The following is a 25,037-nucleotide window of genomic DNA, read 5'->3' on the forward strand; positions in this document are numbered from 1 at the left end:
GCCCCACCCAACCATCACCCTGCGTATTCATCCAGGTCAGAGAGGGGCAGCGGTTTCAGAGGCAGCCGACCACGACGCCCGGGCGACGCGGGCACCGCGATCCCGCCCCCAAGCCCGCCCCGACCGCCCCACCCCGTTCTGCCGCGCCCGACCGACCGGCCGGTCCCCCTCCCCGCCCTCGCCGCCCGCTTGAACCCCCGCCCCGCGACACGCCGCGCCCGGATGTCCCGGAATCCCCTGTCCTACCGGGTGGGCGATCACTCCAGGGGAGGACCGGGGGAAGGAGCGCGGCGGCGGCCGCGCACCGGGGCGGCCTCAGCCGGCGGTGTGGCGGAACCGGTACCACTTGGGGGAGGTCCGGTTCATCGGCCAGCCCAGGCCGGCGGTGTCGGCGTCCTCGGCGGTGATCAGCTCCCAACCGGGGAACGCGGCCTCGATCTCGGCCTGCGAGACGCCCTCGACGAGCCGCTGGTACTTCGACGGGCCGAAGGCCAGTATCAGCAGGACCGCCCCCGGCGCGGCGAGCGCCGTCACTCCCCGCCCCTCGGCGGCCCGCTGCCCGGTGTCCAGGCCCTGGAAGCAGCCGATGTCGAGGAAGAGGTCGAAGGAGCCCAGGCCAGCCGATTCGAGGTCGGTCACGTCGCCCACGGTGTAGGTGACCTCCGCCGGGCCCTTGCGCCGGGCGGCCTCGATCGCCTCCGGCACGATGTCGACGCCCACCGCCTCCCAGCCCCGCCGGGCCAGCTCGGGGGTGAACTGCCCGCGCCCGCAGCCGATGTCCAGCGCCCGCCCGGGGCCGGCGGAGCGCTCTGCGCCCTCGCGGTCGAGCAGGCCGCCGAGCTGCGCGCCGCCCCCGGCGCCGTAGCGCTCCCACGGGGTGAAGCCGAGGCGGTACATCCACGCGTATTTCGTCATGTGCTCAAGGTAGGGCGGCTCTCCGGGAGGCCCCGGCCGCCCCCCGGAATCCGTCGCGGCAGGTCTTTCCACACCCCCGAAAAACCACGCAAATAGGCGTTTCAGTGGCGAAACAGGATGTTCCACCACCGGTCAGGTAGGGCGGCCGGCCCCGGCCCGAAGGCGGGCCGCTGCACCGCCGGCCGACCCGCCTCCCTCCAGGGCGCGGGCCGGCCGGCGGGCGCGGCTCACCGCCTTCCGGCGGCGTCCGCGGGCTCGGCCGGGCTCGGGGAGGAGGGCTCCCCGGCGGGCCGGGGGGCGTCGGCGGCGCCTCCGGCGCGGTGGCGGCGCTCCAGGGCGGAGCCCTCCACGTCGACGTCGGGCAGGATCCGCTCCAGCCAGCGGGGCAGCCACCAGGCCGCGTCCCCGGCCAGCCGCATGAGCGCCGGGATCAGCAGCATGCGCACCGCGAAGGCGTCCAGCAGGACGCCGAAAGCGAGGGCGAACCCCATCGAGCTGATCATCGCGGTCTCGGAGAAGACGAACCCGCCGAAGACCGAGATCATGATGATCGCCGCCGCGGTGACCACCGCGCGCCCGGCCCGGAAGCCCTGGGCGACGGCGAACCGGGCGGGCGCGCCGTGCACGTAGGCCTCGCGCATGCCGGTGCCGATGAACAGCATGTAGTCCATCGCCAGGCCGAACAGGATGCCGGCCAGGAGCGTGGGCAGGAAGTTCAGCACCGGCCCCGGGTTGTCCGGCCCGATCAGGCCGCCCGACCAGCCCCACTGGTAGACGGCGACCACGCCGCCCAGCGCCCCGAAGTAGGACAGGATGAACCCTAGGGTGGCGATGACCGGGACGTAGACCGACCGGAACACCAGCAGCAGGATGACCAGCGACAGGCCGACGACGACGGTGAGGTAGACCGGCAGCGCGGCGCTGAGCGTCTCGGAGATGTCGATGTTGCCGCTGGCCATGCCGGCGACGCCGAGCGGGCCGATGCCGTAGACCGGCTCCAGGTCGCGCAGGGTGTGCACCAGCTCCTCGGTGGAGGCGCTGGACGGCCCCTCCTCCGGGATCACCTGGAAGATGGCGAGGGTGTGGTCGTCGGAGACGTCGATGGGCGCCACCGCGGCGACGTCCTCATGCGCGTAGAGCTTCTCGGCGACCTCGAACCGGTGCTTCTCCGCGTTGGCCTCGGCGGTCTCCTCGGTCGGGCCGCCGGGCAGCTCGGCGGCGACCAGCAGCGGCCCGTTCCGGCCCTCGCCGAACTCCTCGGCCACCGCGGTGTAGGCCCGGTGCTGGGTGGACTCGGCCGGCTCGGAGGAGCCGTCCGGCATGCCCAGCCGCAGCTCCAGGGCGGGCAGCGCGATGATCCCGAGGGCGAGCACCGCGGCGGCGGCGCGGCCCAGCGCCGATCCGACCGACATGGGGCGGATCCGCGGGCCGGCGGCGCGGTCCGGGCCGTTCTCCTCCCGCGCGCCCCGCCGCAGGCGGTCGCGCTCGCGCCGGCTCAGGATCCGCGGCCCCACCAGCGCCAGCAGGGCCGGCACCAGGGTCACCGCGACCAGCACCGCGATGGTGATGGCCAGCGCGCCCACGGTCCCCATCAGGCCGAGGAAGCCGATCCCGGTCAGGTTCAGCCCCAGCAGCGCGATCAGCACGGTCAGGCCGGCGAAGACCACGGCGTTGCCCGCGGTCCCGTTGGCCAGGCCGATGGACTCGGCCGCCTCGACGCCCTCCTTGAGCTGGCGGCGGTGCCGGTTGACGATGAACAGCGCGTAGTCGATGCCGACGGCCAGGCCGAGCATCAGGCCGAGGATCGGCGTCACCGAGGCCATCGCCAGGACGTCGGAGAGCGACATCGCGGTGAGCACGGCGATGCCGACGCCGAGCAGCGCGGTCAGGATGGGCAGCCCGGCCCCGACCAGGGTGCCGAGCATGACCACCAGGACGACCCCCGCCACGATCAGGCCGATCACCTCGGCGGCGCTGACCAGGGTGGGCATGCCCATGGCGATGTCGTTGGCGAAGTCGACGGCGGTGCCGGGGACGGGGTCGTCGCCGAAGACGGCCATCACCGCGTCGCGGGTCTCCTGGGAGACCTCCTCCTGGCTCTCGGTGAAGGCGACGCTGACCAGGGCGGTGGCGCCGTCCTCGGAGACCTGGCGGACCCCGTCGGACATCTCCATCAGGGCCTCGCCCTGCTCGATCTCCCGGGCGCCCTCGTCCAGCTCCTCCTCTCCCGCGTCGATCTCGGCCTGCTGGGCGTCGAGGCCCTCCTCCAGCCGGTCGAGCAGTCCGGCGGCCTCGGCCTGCTCCCGGCCGGCGTCCAGCTGCTCCTGGCCGGATTCGAGTTCGGCGCGGCCGTCCTCGATCTCCTCGCGGCCGTCCTCCAGCGCCTCCAGCTGGTCGGAGCGCTCCTGCTCGGTGGCGAACGGGTCCACGGCGGCCTCGACGCCGTCGAGCCGGGAGGCCTGCTCGGCGCGGTCGGCGATGGCCTCCCGCTGCTCTTCGGTGAAGGCCGAGCCGTCCTCGGTGCGGTACACGATGGTGCCCGCGCCGCCGCCCATCCCGGGGAACTCCCGCTTCAGGGTCTGGTTCACCTGGTCGGTGGGGGTTCCCGGGATGGAGAAGCTGTCCTCCAGGTCGCCGGAGAAGAGGAGGAACACGGTGCCGGCCGCCACCAGGAGGGCCAGCCAGACCGCGATGACGGTCTTGGCGCGGCGCGCCGATGCGCGGCCGAGCCGGTAGAGAAGTTCAGCCATGGTCCGCCTGCAAACGTAGGGGTGGGGAGCGCGTGCGCTCAGGACGTGCCGGTGCCGGGCTCGCAGGCGCCGTATCCGGTGCGGACCGCGGAGACCATGCGCGCCAGGAGGTCGTCCCAGACCCGGCGGGACTCCGCGGTGTCGACCCCGCCGGTGGCCTCCTCCCAGTGCCGGACGACCACCAGGCCGCCGCTGACCAGGGCGCTGCACATCAGGTCCACGGTGAAGGCGTCGGCCTCGGGGTGGTGGCGCCGCACGATCGCGGCCATCCGCGCGCTCAGGTCGGTGAACGCGCGCTCGAACAGCACCGCCTCGCCGTGCGCGGCGGCCCGGGCCGGCTCGCCGAGCACCCGGGTCAGCCGGACGATCGGGGTCACCAGGTCGGTGCCGCGCAGCGCGGCGGCCAGCCGGTCGAAGACCGGGGCCTCCGCGGCCCGGTCCGCGGGCTCGGCGGCGAGGTCGGCGTCGATGCCGTCGACGATCGTCTCGAGCCCCCGGCCGAGCACTTCGAGGACGACCTCGTCGAGGGAGCCGAAGTGGTTGAAGACGGTCCGCCGCGACACGTCGGCCCGCTCGGCCAGCTGGTCGACGGTGAAGTGCGCCCCTTCGAGCTCGCCCATCAGCTCGGACGCGGCGTCGATGATGGCGCTGCGGTGCCGGGCCTTGAGCGCCTCGCGCCGGCCGGTCCGGGCGGGCGTCCGCTGCTCGTGCATGGCGCAAGGGTACGCAGTTCGGTGCACTCGGTGCAACCACGCACCGAGTGCACGAAAACCGGCGGTCTTCGCGGCCGCCCACGGCTGCGGAACCCCTCTTCTCCGCCCGGCACGCCTACGACGGGCGCGGCGGGAGCGGCCCGGAGACCCGGCCGGGAAACGGCGGCCGGGGCGCCCCCGCCGCCGGCCGCGGCCGCCCCGGCGCGGCACCGCGCCCGCCGGACCGCGCGGGCGGTCCGGCGGGCGCCGCCCTCACCCCCTCCCGACGAAGGGCATCGCGGTGGGGAGCACGGTGAGGTACTGGACGTTGCTGTCGGTCGGCATGGACGCCATCATCAGCAGCGCCTCGGTGAACCGCTCCACCGGGATCGCGGCCTCCACCGCCATGGAGCCGTCGGCCTGCATCGCGGGCGGCTGCGGGCTCCCGTCCGCCGGCGCCACGTTGCCCACGTCGATCTGCCCGCAGGCGATCCCGTGCGCGCGGCCGTCCAGCGCCAGGGAGCGGGTCAGCCCGAGCAGCGCGTGCTTGGCGGTGGTGTAGGCGATCGCGTTGGGGCGCGGGGCGTAGGCGGAGGGGGCGCCGTTGTTGATGATCCGCCCGCCCGGCGGCGACTGGCCGCGCATCGCCCGGAAGGCCTCCCGGGAGCAGAGGAACGCCCCGGTGACGATGGTGCCCAGGACCCGCTCCCAGTCCTCGTCGGCCACCTCCTCGATCGGCCGGCGCGGGGCCGGTGCGCCCGCGTTGTTGAACAGCAGGTCCACCCGGCCGAAGCGGTCCCGCACCGCGGCGAACAGGGCGGCGACCGCGGCGGGGTCGCGGATGTCGGTGGGGGCGCACAGGGCCCGGGCGCCGTCAGGGCCGGCCAGCCCCGCGGTCTCCTCCAGCGCCTCCGCGCGCCGCCCGGCCAGCGCCACCGACCAGCCGTCGCGCAGCAGCGCCAGCGCACTGGCCCGGCCGATGCCGCTGCCGCCGCCGGTGACCACCGCGACCCGGGCGCCGCCGCCCGCACCGCCCCCTGCACCGCCTCCCGCGCCGCCGCTCACATGGCCTCCGTGCTCATCCACAGCCGCAGCATGCGGCGGGCCCGCGGGCCGGGCTCGTCGGTGTAGGGGGAGCGCCCGTGCAGGACCCGGCTGTTCTTGATGACCAGCAGCTCACCGGCCTTCATCGGCAGGCCGAAGGCGATCTCGGGCCGGTAGAGGACCTCGTCGAGGACGCCGAGGGCGTCCCACTGCCCCGGGGTCAGCGGCCGCCCGGCCTTCTCCGCGGAGGCCCGCACCGTGCGGGTCTGGTAGTAGCAGCCGACCGTCCCGTCCTCCTGGGTGAACAGGATCGGGGAGACGATGAGCTGCGGGCCGGCCCGCCCGGTCCGGTCGAAGGTCCACTCCTCCCTGAGCAGGGTGAGCGCCCCGGGATCCTCCCGCTCGATGATGTCGTGCACCCGGCGGGCGCTGGCCAGCTTGGTGAGCCCGCCGCCCCGCGCCGCGGGCTGCAGGCAGAGCAGGACCAGCAGGTCGCAGGTGTCGCAGTGGAAGCCGAGCTCGGTGGCGCCGTCCCCGTCCCGGTCCCGCAGCACCTGGGTCAGGTCCCCCGCCGCGTTCTGCGGGACGACCTCGCCGAACTCCCGCAGCAGGAACATCAGCGCCGAGGTGACGTCCTCTTCCGGCTCGGCCGGGTCGACCAGGCCGCGGACGTGCGCGAAGCCCACCGCGCCGACGGCGGCCGGCACGAAGGCGCGCAGCCTCTCCCGCACCCCGCCGGCCGCGCCCCACCGGCCGGCGGAGGCGTCCTTCCAGAGCAGCCGCCGCTCGTCCGCGGTGAGCGGCAGCGACCACAGGTCGCGCCGGGCCTCCAGGTAGGCGGTGTCCCACCCGACATCGGTCGCCGTGCCATCGGACATGTCGTCTTCCTTCCCTTCATCGGCGATGCCCGGCGCCGCGGCGGTCAGCGGCGCCGGGCGGAACCTGCGGGCGGCGGGAGGAAACCGGCGCCGACCGCCCAGGACAGCGCGGATCCCCACCACTGCGGTGTGGGGGGTGTGAACCGCACCCCGAGGCGCTCCAGCGCGGACACCGTGCGGCTCCGGTCCACGGCGACGTTGCGCGCCTCGGCCTGGGACCAGGCGGCGGCGAGCCGGGCCTCGACCGGGCGGCTCCGCTCCGCCCGGGCCGTCGCCGCCGCGAACTCCTCGTCCCCGGTCAGCGCGATCGGGTAGCCGAACGCGGCCGTCCAGGCCACCAGCTCGTCGTGCGGCACGGTGTGCGGGGTCTCCACGTGGTAGGCGCCGGGCGCCGCGTGCGGGTGGACGGCGAGTGCGGCGATGCCCGCGGCCACCGTGTCGGCGTGCGAGAACGCGAACTCCTCGTCCGGGCGGCGCGGTGCGGCGCCGGCCAGCACGTAGCCGCGGACCAGCTGGTAGATCCGGTTGTCGGCGATGTTGCGCTGGAAGGCCCCGGTGCGGCTGTGCGCCGCGACGTGGCCGCTGCGGTGGACGTAGCAGCGGCGGCCGGACGCGGCCCAGGCGCGCACCGCCTCCTCGGCCTCGAACTTGGTCCGCTCGTAGGGGGTGCGGAAGCTCTGGCCGATCCGCAGGTCGGCCTCGGCGAACCGGCGGGCCGGGCCGTCCACGGCGCCGGAGACGGCCAGCGTGGACAGGTGGTGCAGGGCGGCGCCGGGGATCTCGGCGTCGATCCAGGCGAGCAGGCGGCGCACCGCCTCGGTGTTGGTGCGCTCCAGTTCGGCGGGTGGGGCCACCAGGCGGACGTCGGCGGCGGCGTGCACCACGCACTGCACGTCGCGGAGGCGGGCCAGGGCCTCCGGGGAGAGCCCGAGGCCTTCGCGGCCGATGTCGCCTGCGACCGCGTCGGTTCCGGCCCGGGCACCGCCGATCCGTCGTGCGGCGTCGGCGTCGCGCTCCCCGCGCACCAGGCAGGTGACCCGCGCGCCCCGCTCGGTGAGCGCGCCGAGCAGATGCCCGCCGAGGTAGCCGGTGGCCCCGGTGAGCAGCACCCGGGGCGCCTCCCGGACGACCCGGTACCCCGCCCGGGGGCGGCCAGAGGGGCCGGCGGCCCGCAAGGCCTCCGTTGAGGGCGGTGGTGGGCGACGGGCGGGACCGGTGAGCATCACCTGGCCGGCGGTGGAGGCCCCGGAGCGGGCGTGTGCGGGGGCCTCGGCACCGGCTTCGGCCGCCACGGCCGCGGCGAAGGCGGCCATGATCCGGTCGGCGCCGGGGTGGGACGTCCCCGGCCAGGCATAGACCAGGTCGGCCACGAGTCGGCCGCCGACGATGCGGGCGGTCATCCTGAGCCGCTGGAGCAGGTCGCCGGCAGGGGGACGCGCCGTCCCGGGGTGCTCGCGGGCCGGCGTCCACTCCAGTGCCGGTTCGTCCGGCGGGTTGAACGCGCCGAGGAAGTTGAACCCGGTCTCGGGGCGCGGGCCGGGGGTGTCCATCGGCAGTTCCGGGGCTTCGCGCACGGCCCGCTCGGCCGCGCGGGCCCGGTCGCCGGTGCCGCGCTCCAGCAGTACCCGCTTGACCGCGGTGAACCATCCGACGGTGTCCGGGTGGTCGCCGCCGCCCTGCGCGGCGCCGCGGCCGTGCGTCTCCACCTCGACCCCGACCGCGTCCAGCCCGGCCCGGTCCGCGACGGCCGCGGCGAACGCCGCCAGCAGGACCGCTTCGAGCCGCTGCCCGCGGCCGTGCCGGGCGGTGAGCCGGGCGGTGGCGTCCGCGCCGAGCTCCCAGACCAGCGCGGCCGGTTCGGGGTCGCCGCCGGTGCCCTCGACCGGCAGGGCGGGGCCGGCCGCGGCGGCCGCCCCCGGGGCACCGTCCACCGGGCCGGGAACCGCCGGGGTGCCGTCCGCCTTGCCAGGAGCCGCCGAGGCACCGTCCGCCGGACCAGAAGTCCCCGAGACACCGTCCGCCGGGGCTCCGTCGGCCGGGTCGGAGGCCTGCGGGGCGCCGTCCGCCGGGCCGGGGGTCGGCGGCCGGTCCGCGGCCCACCGGTAGAAGTCGGCCGTCGGGGGCAGGCCGGCCTCCTCGCCGCGGAGCGCGGCCCGGTAGGCGGCGGCCAGGTCGTCCAGGAGGATCCGCCAGGAGACGCCGTCGACGGCCAGGTGGTGCCCGATCAGCGCGATCCGGTCGCGGACCCCGGGCCCGCCGGAGAACAGGTGCACCCGGAGCAGCAGCCCGGCCTCGGGGTCGAGGGCCCGGTGCAGCTCGGTGCAGGTGCCTTCGACGGTCTCGGCGACCGCGTCCGCCGTCCCGGCGACCGGGGAGAAGGTCACCGCCTCCAGCTCCTCGGCGGGCCGCGGCTCTCCGGGGCCCTGCGGGCCGATCGGGCGGCGCAGCGCGGGGTGGCGCCGGAGCACCTCGCGCACGGCGGCCGAGAGCGCCGCCGGGTCCACCCGCACCCCGCAGGCGAGCAGCGCGGACTGGTTCCAGTGCCGGGGGTCGGGGACGGTGCGGAAGAGCCACCGCTGCGCCGGGGCCGGGCGCGCCTGCCCGGACCGGATCGGGTCGGGCCGGCGCCGCGCGGGGCGCGCGGAGTGCACCGCGGCGGCCAGCCCGCTCGGCGTCGGGTTCCGGTAGAAGTCGTCGAAGGCGGCGGTGTGGCCGCGCCTGCGCAGGAACGCGATGGTGTGCATCGCGAGGATCGAGTCGCCGCCCAGCTCCAGCACATCGGCGTGCGGGTCGAGGGAGGGCAGGCCGAGCGCGTCGGCCCACAGCCGCGCGATGGCGCGGGCCGTCGGTTCCCGGTCCGCTCCGCCCGGCCCGGCGCCCCGCTCCGTCCCGGGCCCGGCGGCCCGCTCTTCGAGGGCGCCGTCCACGATCGCGCCGAGCCGCTCGGCGTCGACCTTCCCGTTCGGGCCGAACGGGAGTTCGCGCAGGGCGAGCAGGGGGCGCGGCACGGCGTACTCCGGGAGCCGGTCGCGCAGGTGCGCGCGGAGCGCGGCGAGCACCTCCCCCTCCTCCGCGCGGCCGTCGGTGAGGCGGACCGCGGCGGCCGGGCGGGCGCCCGCGCCGGTGGTGCGCAGCACCACCGCCGCCCTGCCGACCCCGGGGAACTCCTCGATGGCCCGCTCGACCCCGGCGAGGTCGACGCGGAACCCGCGGATCTTCACCTGGCGGTCGGCGCGGCCCAGGAAGACCAGGTCCCCGTCGGGCCGGCGGCGGCACAGGTCCCCGGTGCGGTAGACCCGCTCCCCGCGGTGGTCGAAGAAGCGGCGCGCGGTCTCCTCGGGGCGGCCGTGGTAGCCGGCGCTGACGCCCCGTCCTCCGATGTGCAGTTCGCCCGGGGCCCCGCCGGGGACCGGTTCCCCGGCGGCGTCCAGCAGGTGCAGCGCGCCCCCGCCGATGGCGGTGCCGATGGGGACCGTCGCCTCGTCGGCGGGCAGTTCGGCGGAGGAGCCGGCGAGGAAGCAGGTGGCGCCGATGGTCGTCTCCGTCGGGCCGTAGTGGTTGGCGACCCGCTCCGCGACGCCCTCGTCGAGCAGGCGGGCGGCCAGCGAGCGGGTCAGCGTCTCACCGCCGAGGATGAGGGTGCGCAGCGCGGGGGCGTCCGGCGGCCGCCCCTCCAGCAGGGCCGCCAGGTGCGAGGGCGTCGTCTTCAGCACCGTCACCCCGGCCCGGCGCAGCTCGGCCCAGAACCCTTCGGGGTCGCGCACCAGCCGGTCGGGGAGGACCTGCACGGACCCGGCGGTCACCGGGGCGAGCAGCCAGGAGGTGTGCCCGAGGTCCGCGGCGAGCGTGGTGGCGTGGGCGATGCGCGGCGCTTCGGCCTCCCCCCAGCCGAGCCTGCGGCGGAGCGAGAGCGCGTAGTGGACCGCGTTGGCGTGGGTGACGGCGACGGCCTTGGGTTCGCCGTTGGAGCCCGAGGTGAAGGAGAGGTAGGCCGGGTCCTCGGGGCGGGGACCCGCGCCCGGGGGCGGCTCCGCGGGGGCGCCGGTGTGCTCCGCCGCCTCCGCGTCGGGGTCGACGGTCTCGGTGGGGCAGGCCCCGGGGGCGGGGACCGTGGCGTCGGCGGTCAGGGCGAGGACCGCCTGCACCGCGTTGAGGCGGCGGTCGGTGTCGGCGGCGCTCCACCCGGGGTCGACCGGGACCGCCGCCGCACCGGAGCGCAGTACCCCGTGGAGCAGTGCGATCAGCCGGGCGTCGCGGGGGCCGAGCAGGGCGACCCGCTCGCCGCGGGCGATGCCGAGCCGGTGCAGGCGGTCCGCGATCCGCGCCGCGGCCGCGTCGAGGCGGCGGTGGTCGTAGCGGCGGGCGCCGTCGGCCAGCGCCGGGAGGTGCGGGCGGGCCGCCGCCGCGCGGGCCAGCAGGGCGGGCAGGGTCGGGGCGTCCGCGGGGGGCGCGGGAGGAGGGAGGGAGGAGGAGGAAGGTGTGCGCGTCGCGCGCGTCATGTACGGCCGCCTCCGGTGGGTGCGTGCGGGGTGGCGGCGGCGGTTCCGCCCTCCGCCGGGGTGTGGGGCCGCGCCCGGTCTGCGTCGCCGGCGATGTAGGCCTCCAGGCCCTTCTCCTGGCGGAGGCGGCCGGTGAGCGCCCAGGCGAGCATGCGGTGCAGCCCGTCGAGGTGGGTGAGGGCGGTGCGGACGCGCAGGCCCGCGTAGTCGATGTGGTCCACGGGCCGGGTGCTCAGGTAGACGGGGGTGATCGGGGAGCGCCCCATCAGCTCCAGCTTCTCCGTGCACACCGGGTTCAGTTCGGCGATCCGGTCCCGGTCCTCGCGCAGCCGCCGCACCGTCTCCGCGACCGTCAGCCCGGTCCTGGGCACCAGCTCGTAGCCGCCGCCCTCGGAGAGGTGCCAGGGGAGCACGACCCCGAGGGCCTCCTCCTCCGTCAGCCGCACCCGCCACCAGGTGCCGAGCTCGGCCTCGGCCCGGCGCAGGTTCTCCTCCCCGTCCCGGTTGGTGTTGGCCTCATGGGTCCGCTCGGCCGGGTGGTCGCGCAGGTAGACCCGCCGGACCTCGGTGTACGCGACCGGTTCGACGATCTCCATCCGGGGGTCCCTTCATGCCGTTCCGGCGTATTCGGTGAAGTGCCGCTCGTCGAACAGGTCGGGCCAGCGGCCGCGGCCGAGGTCGAGTTCGCGTGCTCTGGCGAGCATGTGCCTCCAGTAGGGTTTCACGGGCCGCCAGCGGGCGCCGGTCTGGCAGTAGGAGGCGTCCACGAAGTAGCGGGGGCGGCCGTTCCCGCCCGGGGCGGGCCTGCGGGCGTGGAAGAGCGCCGAGTTGATGAGCACGGTCGAGCCCGGGGGCAGCCCCGCGATCACCGCCTCCCCCGGCAGTTCGGCGGTGCCGAGGTGGGCGAGGGCGTCCTTGCCTGCCGGTTCGCGGTGCGATCCGGGCAGGACCACCAGGCTTCCCATCGTCTCGTCGAGGCCGCCGAGGTAGTGCAGCGCGTGCACCATCAGCAGGGACCGGTCCGCGCCGCTGTTGGGTTCGTAGTCGTGGTGCCAGGGCTTGCCCGCGCCCTGGGCGTCGTGCCGGTCGCTGTGCAGGTGGTGGAAGGCGAACGGGCCGCCCATGAGCCGGGCGAGGACGTCCATCAGCGGTGGGAAGGCGAGCAGTTCGCCGTGGGCCTCCTGCTCCAGTTCGAGCAGTGGGGGCAGGCCGTTGGCGGCCGGGTCGACGCTGCACTCGATCGAGCGGGCCCGCAGCCCTTCGTCCACCCAGCGGTCGACCTCGGGGAGGAGCCGGTCCAGCAGGGGGCCGGGCAGGAGGCCGGGGAGGACGAGGTAGCCCGCCTCGCCGAACGCGCTCTGCTTCCCGGCGGTGTCCGCCGGCCCGGGCGGCGGCCGCATCAGTACCACCGTGCCTCTCCGCGCGCCGCGGGTGCGCCGCGCCCGCTCTCGGAGGGGGACGCCGGGACCGGCCTGCGCGGGGCGGTCCGGCGGGGGGTGGAGCGCTCCGGGGGGACGGTTCCTCTCTCATCGATCCGGGTCGCCATACCTGACCTCCGTGATCGCAGAGCGAAAAGTAGACGTGAATGGTAACCAGCGGTGCCGGAGGGGAGGCAAGGGACTACGTCGGGTAGTGGCCGGAAGCGGCAGGGGCACTGGACAGGGCGGCGGATCCGGCCGATCCTCGTCCCCCCGCCTCTCCGGTCCGCGCGGGAACGCCCTGGTCGGGCCGGTTGGCGCCCGCCGCCTCCGGGGCCGACCGCCGCCGCTGTCCGCATCCGGCCCGGGGAGTCGGCGCCGCCCGCCCGCGGGGGCCGCATCCGGCCGCTCCGCGCAGCGCCGGCGGCGGAGCCGCGCGGGGCCCGATCCGCCCGGGCCGCGGCGGCCGGCGTGCGGGCCGCCCCGGCGGAGCGGCCCGTATGATGCCCCGATGATCCCCCGGCGCCCCCTCGCCCGCGTGCTCCTCGCCGCGTTCCTGCTCCTGACCGCGGTCCATCTGGCCGTCCAGCTCCTCGGGGCCGGGGCCTGGGACCGGCCGACCCAGGTCCTCCTCATGCCGGCCCTGGCCCTGGCGGTGCTCGCCGCCGCGGACCGGCCCCGGAGCCGCCCGGTGGCGCCGCTGCTGGCCGCCCTGTTCTTCTCCTGGCTCGGCGACTCCCTCCCCGCCCTGACCGCCGGCGACACCGCGTTCCTGCTGATGGTGGGCGGTTTCCTGGCCGCCCAGCTGGTGTACGTGCTCGCGTTCTGGCCGTACCGGGACCAAAGCGTGCTGCTGCGCCGCCGGTGGCTGCTGGCGCCCTACCTGGGGGCCGTCGCCGCCCTGGTCTGGCTGTGCGCGCCGCACGCCGGCGGCCTGCTGGTCCCCGTCCTGGTCTACGGGCTGGTGCTGGGGCTGGCGGCGGTGCTGGCCACCGGGGCCGGCGCCTGGACGGCGGCGGGCGGGGCGCTGTTCCTGGCCTCCGACGGCCTCATCGCGCTGCGCGCCTTCGTCCCGGGCTTCGCGCTGCCGCTGGACGGCTTCTGGGTGATGGCCGCCTACTGCGCGGCGCAGGCCCTCCTCGCCCTGGGCCTGCTGGGCCGGGCGAACGCCCCGTCCGCCGGTGCGGCGGGCGGTGGCTGAGCACGCCGGCGGCGCGGCCGGGCTCAGGTGGCCGTGACCGCCGCGGCCAGCAGCACCGCCGCCGACAGCAGCAGCGCCCCCGGGGCCCCGAGCGCGCCGGCCGCTCCCGCCGCGGCCGCCGGGATGGCGACCTGGCCGAGGCGGTTGCCCCACAGGCGCAGCGCCAGCGCGGCGCCCCGGGCGCCCTGCGGGGCGGTGGCCACCACCTGCGCCATGGTCAGGGGCTGCCCCAGCCCCAGCAGGAAGCCCCCGACCGCCAGCACCGCGGCGAGCGCGACCGGCCCTCCGCCGGGCAGCGCCACCAGCCCCAGGGACAGCCCCGCCACGCCGGTGCTCGCCACGATCAGGGCCTTGCGGGAGCAGCGCCCCAGCAGCAGCGGGAGCGCCAGCCGGGAGAGGAGGGAGCAGCCCGCCCGCAGGCTCAGCAGGGCCCCGACCAGCATCGGGGGCAGACCGCGCTCCTCGGCGATCAGCGGCAGGTAGGCGGTGAGGATGTCCACCGCCGCCAGCAGCGCCAGGCTGGCCAGGAGCGCCGAGGGCATCCGGGGGCTGCGCAGGATCTCGCGCACCGGCACCGGCCGGTCCGCTTTCCGGGTGTCGGTCTGCGGCGGGGCGGCCGAGCGCAGCAGCGGCAGCAGCGGCACGGCGCCCAGCGCCCCCGCGGCGCAGGCGAGCAGCAGCGCCGCGGACGTCGCGGGGAGCAGCTCCGCCCCGGAGGCGCCGGCCAGCGCGGCGCCGGAGAGCAGCGGCCCGGCGAGCTGCCCGAGGGAGGCGGCGGCGGTGAACCAGCCGAAGTCGCGGTCCATCCGCTCCTGCGGGGAGCGCCGGGCGATCAGGCCCTGGCCGGCGATCATGCACAGCAGGTGGCCGACCCCGACCACGGTGCTCGCCGCCGCGAGGCCGGCCAGGCCTCCCGCCCCGGCCAGGAGCAGGCTCCCGGCGGCGAGGAGCGCCGCCCCCAGCACCGTGAGCCAGGTGATCCGGTGGGCGCGGTCGGTCAGCCTTCCCGCGGGGATGGCGAGCACCAGCGGCAGCAGGGCGTAGGCGGAGGTCACCACGCCCACGGCCACCGCGTCCCCGCCCAGGGCGATGGTCCGGTAGGAGATGAGCGGCCGGGCCAGGTTGAGGGCGGTGTGGGTGAACACGGCGCTCGCCAGGAGCGCCCACAGCCACCCCTGCCCGGATGTTCTTCCGCCGCTCATTCCGCCCCTCGCCGCTCTGCTCCGACCGGCCCGCCGACGAACGGAAGGCGGTCCCGTCCGGGCCCGGCCGCCCGGCCGCGGTGCTGCGCGGCGGTGCGGAACGGAGTGCGCTCTCCTCTGATATCGGGCATCACGGCGGCAAATATTGCACCGATCCGTCAGTAAGTGCAATCTCTCTTTCGAGGAAGAGCGGTGGGGTCTCCCGGAGGTCGCCGAACATACGCGCAGGTGGAAGCGGATAGATCGACTGCAGAGACCTCGAAGGCGCCCGCCCGGGAGGATTGTTCCGATCCGGGCACGAGTACGATCAGCGCGCCCGCGCGGATCGCTCCCGCCCGCGGATCCGGGCTCCGACCCGGCCGGCACCCCGCCCGCGCTCCGCCGCTGCAAGCCAGCGGCCCGGCAGGGGCCGGGAGGCGATGCGGGCGGCCGCCCCGGCCGCATCCGCCCCGGCGGATCCTCACTGGGCACGGGCACGGCGCCCGCGCGGGCCGCTCCCGCCCGGGCCGGCCCGGGAACCGGCGCCGCCGGGAACTCCACCCGGCATCGCACCGGCCCGGACCGGCCCGAGAGCGGCCGGGGGCGCTAGAGGAGGGGCGGGGGCTCCTCCCCGATGCCGGTCTTGATCCAGCGGACGCGGTCCAGGTGGGCGCGGAGCGCCCCGGAGGCCTCCTCCGTCCGCCCCTGCTCCAGGAGGTCGAGCAGCAGGAGGTGCTCGCGGGCCTGGCCGATCGTCCGGGCGCGGTCGTGCTGGTGCCGGTACTCGATCAGCCTGCGCACCCGGTTCTGGCGGCGCACCGCGTCCAGCAGCACCGGGTTGCCGGCGCAGCCCACCAGCATCTCGTGGAAGTCCGCGCCGGCCTGGAAGAGGCCGCCCCGCGAAGCGGAGAGCGCCCCGCCGCGCAGCAGGGCCTCCTGGCGCTCGCGGTGCAGCGCGAACGCCTCCGCGTCCACGGCGAACCCCGGCTCCAGCAGGGCGGCCGGCTCCACGATCATCCGGAACCGGTAGCTGTGGTCGTGGCCCTGGACGGTGGAGAGCGCCCCCTGGAACTCCCAGCCCCGCCCGAGCCTGCGCCGGACCAGGTCCTCGCCCTCCAGCCGGGCCAGGGCCCGCTGCACCTCCCGCACCGGCGCCCCGAGCCTGCGGGCGGCCTCCGCCACGCTGAACTCCGCGGCCAGCCCGCCCCGCATGAGCTCGTCCACGAGGCGGAAGTAGGCGTCCTCCTCGCCGTCGCTCTCGCCGTCGATCCGCCCGGCCACCGGCTCCAGGTCGTCGCCGGCGCGCTTGAGGAAGTAGCCCCGGTTGGGGATCCGCTGCACGACCCCGACCTCTTCCAGCAGGGCCAGCGCCCGCCGCACCGGCGACCGGGAGACCTGGAGCCGGTCGGCGATCCACTGCTCGGTCAGGTGCGCGCCCTCCGCCAGGCCCTCGTCCCGCACCAGCCGGCCGATCCGGGCCGTCAGGGCGAGCACCAGGGCCGACGCTCGGGCGCCCCCGCCGCGCCGCGGCCCGGGGTCGACGTCCACGGTCATGCGCGTCCCGTCCGTACAGACTCCTCGCTCCGGGCCCGCTGCGAGCGGCGCCCGGGCCCCACGGCGCCCCAGGGTAGCGGACCACTCCGCGCCGGGCCGGGGCGGAGAGCACCCCTACACCGCCGGCGGTCCGGTTCCCGGAAAGGCTCGGGGGGCGGCGTGGAAAAGCCTCGAAAAGCGCGCCCTCTTCTAAGGTCTCTGGCATGACCATCGAGGACACCCTCCGTCTGTGGAAGCGCACCCACCGCGGTCGTGACTCCCTGGTCCGCCGGGCCCACGCCGCCGGCCTGGACGAGGAGCGCATCGCCGACCTGATGGGCATCGGCCGCAGCACCGTCTCCGCGGTGCTGCTGGGCGGCGCCCCCGCCCCCTTCGACCTGGAGGCCTTCGAGGCCCAGCGCGCCGGGATCGAGAGCGCCCGCAAGCGGTTCTGGGAGGAGGAGGCCGCGGGCCTGCCGCCCGGCTCCCTCGCCCTCTCCTGGCATGCGACGATGGTCGCCGCCTGCTGGGACGTCCCCGGCCAGACCTACGGCCGGGGCACCGGGGCGGTGGCCTCGGCGGCGCTGCGGACCATGGCCGAGCTGCTCCCCGGCCCGCTGCTGCTGCGCGCCGTCTCCGCCGGCCGGGCGCTGGAGCTGGGCTTCCCGCTGGACGGCGGCGGCGAGGCCGTCGTGGGCGTGCGCTACGAGCTGCCGGTGCTGAAGGGGTACCGCCGCTTCCCCGCGCGCACGGTCGCGGACGCGGCGCCGGCGGTGCCCGCGCAGCAGGCCGGTCCTCCCCCGTGGGTCCCGGTCGGCCCGGAGGAGGACGCGATGCGCGCGGTACTGGAGGGGCTGGTGGGGCACTGGGTGACGGTCACCTGCCTCCGCCCCCGCCGTGGGCCCCGCGCCTCCGCGCCCCGGACCGAGGCGCCCGAGACGGCCACGGGCCGGCTCTCCCCGCACCCCGGCGGCCGCCGGTTCGAGGTGGCCGCCGACGCCGGCGGCGGAGCGGCGGTGTGGCCGCGGGAGGTCGTCGAGGTGGTGGACCACGGGCGGCCCTGACCCCGGCGCGCCGCCCCGGGGCGGGTTGCACTCCCGGCCCTCCCCGGCGGCCCGCCTCTCCTCGCCCGGCGCCCCGCCCGGCGGGGGACCAGGAGGCAGCGGGCGGGCCGCCCCGGCGCACCCCCGGGCCGGTGAACCCGCAGGTGGCGGCGGCCCTCCGGGTTTCGGACGGCGGGGCCCCGGGTAACCGGACGCGCATGGAGGAACACGCGCCGCTCATCGACCGGACCCCGGCCCTGCTGCTGAAGGGCTACACCTGGCTCCCGGACCTGTTCCGGGACGGCGGGGGCGCTCCCGCGGTGCGCACCCGGCTGCTCGGCCGCGAAGCGGTCGCCCTGCGCGGCCCCGACGCTGTCCGGTTCGTCTACGACGACGCGAACGTGCGCCGGGCCGGGGCGCTGCCCGAGCCGGTGCTCTCCACCCTGATCGGGCACGGCGCCGTGCAGACCCTGGACGGCGAGGAGCACCGGGTCCGCAAGGCCCTGTTCTCCGGCCTCCTGCACTCCCGCTCCGGCCTCGACGAACTCGTCCGGCGGTGCACGGAGGCCTGGCGCGGGGCGGCCGAGGGGCCGGGGCGGGGCTCCTCCTTCACCGTCTTCGACGAGGCCGCCCTGGCCCTGGCCCGCGGCGCGGGCGCCTGGGCGGGCGTCCCCCTGACCCCGCCCCTGGAGCGCGGGCTGGCCCGGGACCTGGTGGCGATGGTCGACGCCTTCGCCACCGCGGGCCCCCGGCACTGGCGGGGCAGGCGGGCCCGCGGCCTCTGGGAGCGCCGCCTGGCCCGGCTGGTGGAGGAGGTCCGCGACGGGGCGCTCCCCGCCCCGCCCGGGTCCGCGGTGGCCGCGGTGGCCGCCCACCGGGACCGCGACGGCTCCCTGCTCGCCCCGCGCACGGCCGCCGTGGAGCTGCTCAACATCCTCCGCCCCACCGTCGCGACCTGCTGGTACACCGCCTTCGCCGCACACGCCCTGGCCCGGTGGCCGCACCACCGCGAGCGGCTGCGCGACGCCCCCGGCGGGTTCGCGCCGGCCTTCGCCCAGGAGGTGCGGCGCTTCTACCCGTTCGCCCCGTTCATCGGCGGGATCGCCCGCGCCGACCGGGTGTGGCGCGGGGTGCGGGTGCCGGAGGGGGCGCTGGTGCTGCTGGACCTCTACGGCCAGAACCGCGACCCGCGGCTGTGGAGCGCCCCGCACTCCTTCGACCCCGACCGCTTCCTGCACGGCCCGGTCGACCCGGACGTCCTGGTGCCCCAGGGCGGGGGCGACGAGCGCACCGGACACCGCTGCCCGGGCGAGGACGTCGTGGCCGCCCTGCTCGGCGCCCTCTCCGCCGAACTGGGCCGGATCCGCTACGAGGTCCCGGACCAGGACATGCGCATCCCGCTGCACCGCATCCCCACCCGCCCGCGCAGCGGCATGGTGATCAGCGGGGTCCGCTGAACGGGCCGCCCGTCCGCCGTCCGGGCCGGGCCGGCCGATTCCCGAGAGACCGAGAGGGTGTATCAGGATGCCGGAGGACGAGGGCCGGGAGGAGCGGGAGGAGGACCGGACCGGGCCCCTGGAGCGGACCGGCCGCTGGCTCCGCCGGCTGCGGGAGTCCCGGAGCCGGGAGAGGGCCGAGGTCGTCCTGGTGGGCAAGTGCACGGTGGCCGCCGGGGCGTCCTGGTTCATCGCGTCGGATCTGATGCAGGCCATGTCGCCCGCCTTCGCCCCCTTCACCGCGGTGATGATGGTGCAGGCGACGGTCTACCGCTCCATCGCGGCGTCGTGGCGCTATGTCGCCGCGGTGACCGCGGGGGTGGTGGTGCAGGGCGCCCTCGGCTTCCTCGCCGGCCCCGCCTTCCCGACGTTCCTCCTGGTCGCACTGGTGGCCCTGGCGCTGAGCAGGTGGCCGGCGCTGGGCGAGCAGAGGACGTACGTGGCCACTGCGGCCTTCTTCGCGTTCGCCCAGTTCACCATGGCCACCGACACCGCGGGCCGGCTGCAGGGGCTGGTGGAGATCGTGCTGCTCGTGCTGGTCGGCTGCCTGGTGGGCGTGGCGGTCAACCTGCTCCTGCTGCCCCCGCTGCGCTACCGCAGCGCCGACGAGGGACTGGCGGTCCTCGCGTCCTCGGTCGCCGACCTCCTCCAGGACATGGGCGCCGCGCTGAGCGCGGAGGACGCGGACGCCGACGACGCGCACCGGTGGCGGCGGCGCGCCAACGGCCTGGCCGACATGGTCTCCCAGGCCCGGACCGGGGTGGAGACGGCGCAGGAGAGCCTGCGGCTGAACCCGCTGTTCTTCCTGCGCAGGCGCCGGGACCGCACCTCGCTGGACACCCAGCGGAGCGTGGTCGGCGCCCTGGACCGGGTCGGCGGGCTGGCCTCCTCCCTGGCCCGCGGCCTGGCGGAGCGCGGCGGCGGGGAGCCTGCCGCGCCCTCCCCCTCGGAGCTGGGCGCGCTGCTGTCCTCCCTGTCGGAGGCCGCCCGCTCCCTGGAGGACATCGGCGAGGGCCCGCTGCGGCGGCGCATCGGCGAACTCGACGAGCGCCTCGGCGACGTGCGGCTGCATCTCTCCCGGCTGGAGGAGGACCGGTCCGGCGACGCGGCGCGGACGGCCGTGTACACCGACGCGGCCCGGTTGGAGGAGGAGTTCCGCACGCTGTGCGACGCCCTCCGCGCGGAGGCCGGGGAGGCTCCGCCGCACTGAGGGCCGCGCACGGCGGCGGCCGCCGCGGGTGCGCCCGGTTCCGGGTCAGCCGATGCCGGTGCGGCGGTGCAGGCCGCCGCGGTCCAGGATGTCGATGGCGGAGTAGTGCAGGGCGATCAGGCCCTCCCGTTCCAGCTCCTTGAGGACCTTGTTGATCGAGGGGCGCTGCACGCCCAGCATCGCGGCGAGGGTGCGCTGCGGAAGGACCAGGCTGTCGCCGTCGGCCTCCTCCAGCAGCAGCCGGGCGGTCTGCTGGTGCAGGGACTTGCCGAGCAGCTCCAGGATCCGGGCCTGGCTCGCGGTGAGCCGGCCGGCCACGCTGGACAGCCAGCGGCGGGCGATCTGGGGGTGCTGGGAGAGCAGCTGCTCGAAGTCGCCGCGGTCGAAGTGGAGCAGCTCGGTGTCGTCCAGGGCCCGCGCGCTGTAGGGCACCCGCACCCCCAGCAGCGCCTGGATGTCGCCGTCGACGTCGCCGGTGCGCAGGATCTGCACCACCACCTGGTCGGCGCCGCGCCCCGAGACCAGCTCCAGCCTGCCGGAGCGGACGATCCACACCCCCGGCCGGGCGGACCGGCCACCGAAGGCGAACGACCCCCGGGGGACGAAGCGGCGCTGCAGGCTGGAGGCGAGCGCGGTGATGTCCTCCGGTGACAGCGGCACCGAGTCGCCCCGCCCCACGCAGCGCGCCACCCACGCCGCGTGCTGCACCCTCGGGTCGCCGTTCCCCTCCGGGTCCCCCGCTGCGCGTTCCGTCGGCCGCATCCCCACTCCCCCGTCTCGCCGATTCGGGCCGGACCAGGGGCATGACCGCAGCCGGGCGGTGCGCGCTCCCCCGGTCCGGCACCTGAGACGACTGACTAACGAAAGTAGCGGACCGGCCTGCGAGGACAGCGGAAACGCGCGGGGGCGGTGCCGCCTCCGGACATGGCGGCGGCGCCGCACCGGGCCGTTCGGCCGCCGGCGCGGCGCCGCTGTCCGCGGGGTCCGCCCTCAGCGGATGCTGACCTTCACAAAGCCCAGCCAGGAGCCGAAGTGGTGGTTGTGGTGGTCGTGGTCCTTGCACCACTTGCCGTGACCGTGGCCGTGGTAGGTGTAGCTGTAGCCGTGGTCGCAGTGGCGGTCACAGTCATCGTCGTAGCCGGACGCCGACGCCGGCGCCGCGGCGCCCAGCAGCAGGGCCCCCGACATGGCGGCCGTCGCGGCCGCCCCGGCCAGCGCGGTGCGCAGCTTCCTCGCCATGGTCTTCCTCCGTTCGGACATATCGGGCTTACTGCCCGATGACGCAACTCTCTGCCCGAAACCGGTTACTCGCCAACACAGTGTCACTTTCGTGACATCTTTCACGTTTCAAATTTGTGCATGGCGGGAAAAAGCGACCGTTCTGTGCCGCGGAGGGCGGTACCCGGCGTTCGGCCCGGCCGACGCGGGAACGCCGGGGAACACGGGGCCCGTGGGGATTGCGCGGCGGCGGAGGCGCGGGTTAGAACGTCCCGGTAAGTGTCCGCCGGGACACGCACCGACAACGGCGAGGTAGGCATGGGACACCCGTCATCCCCCGTTCCCCCCGTCCCCGAGCCGGCCCCCGGCTCCGCTTCCCCGGGCGCCCTCAGCAGAAGAGGCCTGTTCGCGCAGGGCGGCAGGGCCGCCGTCGCGGGCGGCGCCGCATGGCTCATGTCCCCCGCGCAGCAGGCCGCCGCCGCGGCCGCCCCGGCCGAGGAGGGCGGCGCGCCGAAGGCCACCGTCACCCAGGGGACCAACATCTCCGCCGCTCCCTCCCCCGACGGGAAGTGGATCGCCTTCGACCTCTACACCGCGATCTGGCTGGTGCCCGCCGGGGGCGGCAAGGCCCGCAGGCTCACCGGCGACCTGGCCGACGCCACCCGGCCGCGGTTCTCCCCCGACTCCGAGCGGATCGCCTTCCAGGCCTACGCCGAGGGCAACTACCACGTCTACGTCCTCGACCTGCCGGACGGGAAGCCGCGCCGGCTCACCTCCGGCCCGCACGACCACCGCGAGCCCGCGTTCTCCCCCGACGGCACCCGGATCGCTCTGGCCTCCGACCGCGGCGACGGCTACGGGATCTGGCTCTACGACCTGGAGAGCGAGGAGCTCACCGCGGTCACCGACACCGGGGCCGACGAGGCCGAACCCGCCTGGACCCCCGACGGCGAGCGCATCGTGCACGTCTCCGACCGCTCCAGCGTGCGCTCCACCGACCTGAAGGGCCGCACCGAGGAGCTGGTCCCCGCCGCCGAGCACACCACCCTCTACTCGCCCGCCCCCGGCCCCGGCGGGCGGCTCGCGCACATCGCCGCGCACGCCGACACCGTGCGGCTGATCGTCGACGGCGAGCCGGCCTCCGGCGACGACGAGGACGTCTTCGTCGGCACCGTCACCTGGACCGGCGACAACCGGCTGCTCTACACCGCCGACGGCGCGATCCGCAGCCGCGCCCCCGGCGGCGGCGCCGAGGACGTCGCGTTCAGCGCCACCGTGCCCTACCTGCGCCGCGAGCCGCGCCGGGCGCGGCGCGACATCGACGACACCGGCGAGCACCCGGTGCGCGGCATCGCGGGCCCGGTGCTCTCCCCCGACGGCCGCAGCGTCGCCTTCCGCGCCCTGGGGGCGCTGTGGGTGATGCGGATCGGGAAGAAGCCCGAGGCCGTCGTCGACGACGGCTCCTTCTCCTCCGACCCCGACTGGCACCCCGACGGCGCGTCCCTGGTCTACAGCAGCGACCGCGAGGGCTCCCCCGCCCTCTGGCGGCACGACCTCGAGTCCGGCACCGACGAGCGGATCACCCGCCTGGACGGCGCGCAGGTCTTCCCGCGCTGGTCCCCCGACGGGCGGCGCATCGCCTACCAGGACCAGGACGGCGCGACCTGGGTCTACGACACCGGCTCCGGCACCGCCCGCCGGGTGCTGCCCGAGCTGTTCCAGCCCGGGCGCCCCACCTGGTCCCCCGACGGCCGCACCCTGGCCCTGGCCGCGGTCCGGCCGCGCTCCCGCCGGTTCCGCGAGGGCTCCAGCCAGATCCTCACCGTCGACCTGGAGACCGGGAAGACCTCCTACACCGAGCCCGCCCCGCACCGGTCGCTGTCCACCCGCGGCGACGACGGCCCGGTCTGGTCGCCCGACGGCCGGCACCTGGCCTTCGTGATGGAGAGCCTGCTGTGGGTGGTGCCGGTGGACGGGCGCGGCGCGTTCACCGGCGAACCGCGCCGGCTGACCTCCGAGCCGACCGACGCCCCCAGCTGGAGCGGGGACTCCGCCTCCCTGCTCTACCTGGGCAACGGCCGGCTGCGCCGGGTCCGGCTCGAGGGCGGCCGCCCCGAGACCGTCCGGATGCCGCTCACCTGGCGCCGCAGGCCCCCCTCCGGGCGGGTGGTGGTGCAGGCCGGGGCGCTGTGGGACGGCAGGTCCGACGGGCTCCGCCGGAACGTCGACATCGTCATCGACGGCAACCGGATCACCGCGGTGGAGAAGCGCCGCGAGCGCACCGAGGAGGAGGGCACCACCCTGGTCGACGCCACCGGGCTGACCGTCATCCCCGGCCTGATCGACGCGCACAACCACTGGCACCTGCGCGGGCGGGAGTGGGGGTCCCGGCAGGGCCCGCTCTGGCTGTCCTACGGGGTGACCACCACCCGCTCCCCCGGCGACCCCGCCTACCAGATGCTGGAGACCCGGGAGGCGCTGGACTCCGGAGCGATCACCGGGCCGCGCTACCTGGCCACCGGGGAGGCGGTGGACGGCTCCCGGATCTACTACGACTTCATGCGCACCACCTACGACGCCGAGGGGGTGGAGCGGGAGCTGGAGCGCGCCTTCGAGCTCGACTACGACCTGGTCAAGACCTACGTGCGGCTGCCGGTGCGCTCCCAGCGCACCGCCGTCGACCGGGCGCACGCCGTCGACCTGCCGCTGACCTCGCACTACCTCTACCCGGCGGTGCACCTGGGCATGGACGGCATGGAGCACACCGGCGCCACCAACCGGCTCGGCTACTCCCAGACCGTCAGCCTGCTCGGCCGGTCCTACGAGGACGCCGTCACCCTGTTCGCGAAGTCCGGGATGGCGCTCACCCCGACCCTGTTCACCTCCGCCGCGCTCTACGCCGAGGACCGGTCCCTGGTGGAGGACGAGCGCACCGAGGTGCTCTTCCCCGCCTGGGAGTACCGGTCCCTGGTGGACAAGGCCGACGAGGCCGGCTCCGACGCGCCCGACGCCCGGCGGACCCGCGCGGCTCTCCCCGGCCACGTGGCCATGGTGCGCGCCGTGCACGAGGGCGGCGGGACGGTCCTCGGCGGTACCGACGCCCCGCTGGACAACGTCGCGATCAGCCTGCACCAGAACATGCGGGCGCTGGTGAAGTACGGGTTCACCCCGCGCGCGGCGCTGACCGTCACCACCTCCACCACCGCCGAATGGCTCGGCCTGGGCGAGCACCTGGGCACGGTGGAGCCCGGCAGGCTCGCCGACCTGGCCGCGGTGGAGGGCGACCCGCTGGACGACATCACCGCCGCCGCGAACGTGCGGATCACCGTCGTCGACGGCACCGTGCACACCAGGGAGGACCTGCTGGAGCCGTTCCGGGAGCGGACCCGGCTGCGCTCCTCGGAGGAGCCGACCGCGCTGGGCGACCCGCTGCCCTCGGCCACCGCGGACGGCCCCTGGTGGCACGGCGAATCGGAGCGCACCGCCCCGCACCGCTGCTGACCCGCCCGCCGCCCGCCGCCCGCGCGGGCGGCGGGCCCTCCGGGCGCCGGCCGGAACGGACGCCGGCGCCGCTTCCCCTGCCGGGTCGGCGGGCGGTCCCGACCGGGTCCGCCCGCGCGGGCGGCGGTGCCTTCTTCGGGTCCCGGCCGTCACCAGCTGGACTTGGTGATCCCGGGCAGCTCGCCCCGGTGGGCCATCTCTCGGAAGCGGATCCGGGACAGGCCGGCCTTGCGGATGTGGCCGCGGGGGCGGCCGTCCACCGCGTCCCGGTTGCGGTACCGGACGGGACTGGCGTCGCGCGGCTGGCGGCCCAGTTCGCGGACGGCGGCGGCGCGCTCCCCGGCGGAGCTGTCCGGGTGGGAGACGATCCGCTTGAGCTCGGCGCGGCGCTCGGCGTAGCGGGCCGCGATGCGGGCGCGCTTCTCGTTCTTGGCGATCTTGCTCTTCTTGGCCACGGC

At 76.4% G+C, this 25,037-nt stretch carries 18 protein-coding genes; 5 read left to right on the forward strand and 13 right to left on the reverse strand.

Going from position 1 to position 25,037, the window contains the following annotated elements:
• Positions 1 to 315 precede the first annotated feature (315 nt).
• The 8 genes from D459_RS0115440 to D459_RS0115475 form a co-directional block, all read right to left on the reverse strand.
• Positions 316 to 897, reverse strand: coding sequence for a class I SAM-dependent methyltransferase (locus D459_RS0115440; protein ID WP_017593916.1), 582 nt, complete (start codon positions 895 to 897; stop codon positions 316 to 318).
• A gap of 245 nt (positions 898 to 1,142) precedes the next feature.
• Positions 1,143 to 3,665 (reverse strand): MMPL family transporter, encoded by a 2,523-nt coding sequence (locus D459_RS0115445; RefSeq protein ID WP_017593917.1) that lies wholly within the window; start codon positions 3,663 to 3,665, stop codon positions 1,143 to 1,145.
• Between the two features lie 38 nt (positions 3,666 to 3,703).
• Positions 3,704 to 4,378: a TetR/AcrR family transcriptional regulator gene (locus D459_RS0115450; protein WP_017593918.1), complete on the reverse strand. Its 675-nt coding sequence runs from the start codon at positions 4,376 to 4,378 to the stop codon at positions 3,704 to 3,706.
• A 252-nt stretch (positions 4,379 to 4,630) separates the two neighbouring features.
• Positions 4,631 to 5,422 (reverse strand): SDR family oxidoreductase, encoded by a 792-nt coding sequence (locus D459_RS0115455; RefSeq protein WP_017593919.1) that lies wholly within the window; start codon positions 5,420 to 5,422, stop codon positions 4,631 to 4,633.
• A complete protein-coding gene (locus D459_RS0115460) occupies positions 5,419 to 6,279 on the reverse strand; it encodes a TauD/TfdA family dioxygenase (protein ID WP_026120426.1) in 861 nt (286 codons plus the stop codon). Before D459_RS0115460 ends, D459_RS0115455 begins: the two co-directional genes overlap by 4 nt.
• 44 nt (positions 6,280 to 6,323) lie before the next feature.
• Positions 6,324 to 10,778 (reverse strand): non-ribosomal peptide synthetase, encoded by a 4,455-nt coding sequence (locus D459_RS0115465; RefSeq protein WP_017593921.1) that lies wholly within the window; start codon positions 10,776 to 10,778, stop codon positions 6,324 to 6,326.
• A complete protein-coding gene (locus tag D459_RS0115470; RefSeq protein WP_017593922.1) occupies positions 10,775 to 11,374 on the reverse strand; it encodes a DUF6309 family protein in 600 nt (199 codons plus the stop codon). The genes D459_RS0115465 and D459_RS0115470 overlap by 4 nt, the downstream gene beginning before the upstream one ends.
• Before the next feature lie 12 nt (positions 11,375 to 11,386).
• Positions 11,387 to 12,178 (reverse strand): phytanoyl-CoA dioxygenase family protein, encoded by a 792-nt coding sequence (locus D459_RS0115475; RefSeq protein ID WP_051065444.1) that lies wholly within the window; start codon positions 12,176 to 12,178, stop codon positions 11,387 to 11,389.
• 529 nt (positions 12,179 to 12,707) lie between these two features.
• On the opposite strand from D459_RS0115475, the gene D459_RS0115480 reads away from it, so the two are divergent.
• On the forward strand, positions 12,708 to 13,397 hold the full coding sequence (locus tag D459_RS0115480; protein WP_017593924.1) for a lysoplasmalogenase family protein: 690 nt from the start codon (positions 12,708 to 12,710) through the stop codon (positions 13,395 to 13,397).
• Positions 13,398 to 13,420: 23 nt separating this feature from the next.
• Here D459_RS0115480 and D459_RS0115485 read toward each other — a convergent pair whose 3' ends face one another.
• Both D459_RS0115485 and D459_RS0115490 read right to left on the reverse strand, forming a co-directional pair.
• Positions 13,421 to 14,599 (reverse strand): MFS transporter, encoded by a 1,179-nt coding sequence (locus D459_RS0115485; RefSeq protein WP_017593925.1) that lies wholly within the window; start codon positions 14,597 to 14,599, stop codon positions 13,421 to 13,423.
• Between the two features lie 585 nt (positions 14,600 to 15,184).
• The gene (locus D459_RS0115490) at positions 15,185 to 16,132 is read right to left on the reverse strand and encodes a GntR family transcriptional regulator (protein ID WP_017593926.1); all 948 of its coding nucleotides are present in this window, start codon (positions 16,130 to 16,132) and stop codon (positions 15,185 to 15,187) included.
• A gap of 203 nt (positions 16,133 to 16,335) precedes the next feature.
• Here D459_RS0115490 and D459_RS0115495 point away from each other — a divergent pair, with 203 nt between their 5' ends.
• From D459_RS0115495 to D459_RS31755, 3 genes are all read left to right on the forward strand, one after another.
• Complete coding sequence (locus D459_RS0115495; RefSeq protein WP_017593927.1) at positions 16,336 to 17,175, forward strand: hypothetical protein; 840 nt, start codon at positions 16,336 to 16,338, stop codon at positions 17,173 to 17,175.
• Positions 17,176 to 17,372: 197 nt separating this feature from the next.
• Positions 17,373 to 18,611, forward strand: a complete 1,239-nt coding sequence (locus D459_RS0115500; protein WP_020380196.1) for a cytochrome P450 — start codon at positions 17,373 to 17,375, stop codon at positions 18,609 to 18,611.
• 67 nt (positions 18,612 to 18,678) lie between these two features.
• Positions 18,679 to 19,860 carry an aromatic acid exporter family protein gene (locus D459_RS31755; protein WP_017593929.1) on the forward strand — a complete coding sequence of 394 codons (1,182 nt, stop codon included), beginning with the start codon at positions 18,679 to 18,681 and terminating at the stop codon, positions 19,858 to 19,860.
• A gap of 45 nt (positions 19,861 to 19,905) precedes the next feature.
• On the opposite strand, the gene D459_RS0115510 is transcribed toward D459_RS31755, so the two are convergent.
• Both D459_RS0115510 and D459_RS0115515 read right to left on the reverse strand, forming a co-directional pair.
• Entirely contained in the window at positions 19,906 to 20,622 is a 717-nt protein-coding gene (locus D459_RS0115510; RefSeq protein WP_051065440.1) for a Crp/Fnr family transcriptional regulator, read from the reverse strand.
• Positions 20,623 to 20,850: 228 nt separating this feature from the next.
• Positions 20,851 to 21,120, reverse strand: a complete 270-nt coding sequence (locus D459_RS0115515) for a hypothetical protein (RefSeq protein WP_152522990.1) — start codon at positions 21,118 to 21,120, stop codon at positions 20,851 to 20,853.
• A gap of 276 nt (positions 21,121 to 21,396) precedes the next feature.
• Between D459_RS0115515 and D459_RS0115520 the strand changes: the two genes are divergently transcribed.
• The gene (locus D459_RS0115520; protein ID WP_026120429.1) at positions 21,397 to 24,579 is read left to right on the forward strand and encodes an amidohydrolase family protein; all 3,183 of its coding nucleotides are present in this window, start codon (positions 21,397 to 21,399) and stop codon (positions 24,577 to 24,579) included.
• A 149-nt stretch (positions 24,580 to 24,728) separates the two neighbouring features.
• On the opposite strand, the gene rpsN is transcribed toward D459_RS0115520, so the two are convergent.
• On the reverse strand, positions 24,729 to 25,034 hold the full coding sequence (rpsN, locus tag D459_RS0115525) for a 30S ribosomal protein S14 (RefSeq protein ID WP_017593933.1): 306 nt from the start codon (positions 25,032 to 25,034) through the stop codon (positions 24,729 to 24,731).
• Positions 25,035 to 25,037 lie beyond the last annotated feature (3 nt).

This window comes from Nocardiopsis potens DSM 45234 (assembly GCF_000341105.1).
Taxonomy (GTDB): domain Bacteria; phylum Actinomycetota; class Actinomycetes; order Streptosporangiales; family Streptosporangiaceae; genus Nocardiopsis_A; species Nocardiopsis_A potens.